This is a genomic window from Salmonella sp. SJTUF15570 (assembly GCF_043357055.1).
Classification (GTDB): Bacteria; Pseudomonadota; Gammaproteobacteria; order Enterobacterales; family Enterobacteriaceae; genus Salmonella; species Salmonella enterica.
In genome coordinates, this window is the sequence record NZ_JBEUKJ010000034.1 from 1 (window position 1) to 868 (window position 868).

General features: G+C 49.1%; 1 tRNA gene and 2 rRNA genes. All 3 read right to left on the reverse strand.

Annotation, left to right across the window (positions count from 1 at the left end):
* Window positions 1–233: ribosomal RNA gene (locus ABVN44_RS24670) — 23S ribosomal RNA — on the reverse strand; the annotation flags it as partial.
* 230 nt (window positions 234–463) lie between these two features.
* A tRNA-Glu gene (locus tag ABVN44_RS24675) sits at window positions 464–539 on the reverse strand.
* An 85-nt stretch (window positions 540–624) separates the two neighbouring features.
* Window positions 625–868 (reverse strand): 16S ribosomal RNA (locus ABVN44_RS24680); the annotation flags it as partial.

Here is an 868-nt window from a genome sequence, read left to right on the forward strand (position 1 = left end):
TCTCGGTTGATTTCTTTTCCTCGGGGTACTTAGATGTTTCAGTTCCCCCGGTTCGCCTCATTAACCTATGGATTCAGTTAATGATAGTGTGACGAGTCACACTGGGTTTCCCCATTCGGGTATCGCCGGTTATAACGGTTCATATCACCTTACCGGCGCTTATCGCAGATTAGCACGCCCTTCATCGCCTCTGACTGCCAGGGCATCCACCGTGTACGCTTAGTCGCTTAACCTCACAACCCGAAGATGTTTCGTAAAACATTCTCGTGTCGCGAAAATTTGAGAGACTCACGAACAACTTTCGTTGTTCTGTGTTTCAATTTTCAGCTTGATCCAGATTTTTAAAGAGCAAATATCTCAAACGTGACTCGTAAGTCAGTTTTGAGATATTAGGGCAGGTGACTTTCACTCACAAACCAGCAAGTGGCGTCCCCTGGAGGTTTGACCTCATCAGTTTGAACGCTGGCGTCCCCTAGGGGATTCGAACCCCTGTTACCGCCGTGAAAGGGCGGTGTCCTGGGCCTCTAGACGAAGGGGACACTGAAGTCTCAATCGCAAGACGCCTTGCTTTTTACTTTTCATCAGACAATCTGTGTGAGCACTTCAAAGAACAGTTCTTTAAGGTAAGGAGGTGATCCAACCGCAGGTTCCCCTACGGTTACCTTGTTACGACTTCACCCCAGTCATGAATCACAAAGTGGTAAGCGCCCTCCCGAAGGTTAAGCTACCTACTTCTTTTGTAACCCACTCCCATGGTGTGACGGGCGGTGTGTACAAGGCCCGGGAACGTATTCACCGTGGCATTCTGATCCACGATTACTAGCGATTCCGACTTCATGGAGTCGAGTTGCAGACTCCAATCCGGACT